The following is a 273-nucleotide window of genomic DNA, read 5'->3' on the forward strand; positions in this document are numbered from 1 at the left end:
GGGGACTGGTTGGCGAGGCGGAACTTGATGCCGACCTTCCGCGCTTCCTTGGCGAGGTCCCCGACGATCTTGACGGCTTCCTCGCCGTACTCGGGGTCGTTGAGGAGGTCGTGCGCCTCGTCCAGGGTGAGGGAGAGCAGCGGGTCCGGGTCGCCGGGGACGAAGAACGCCCTACCGACGCGGGTGCGGCCCTTCTCGTCGGTCCACTTCATCCGGTTGTAGCGCTCGGACCGCTCGTGCATGATCGCGTGGACCGCGCGCAGCACGACGATC

Annotated in this window: 1 pseudogene; it reads right to left on the bottom strand. The window is 68.1% G+C overall.

The features are described from left to right. Nucleotides 1-273, bottom strand: a pseudogene (locus IG90_RS40470) (hypothetical protein); the annotation flags it as partial.

It is taken from the genome of Streptomyces anulatus, from assembly GCF_000721175.1.
Lineage (GTDB): Bacteria > Actinomycetota > Actinomycetes > Streptomycetales > Streptomycetaceae > Streptomyces > Streptomyces anulatus_C.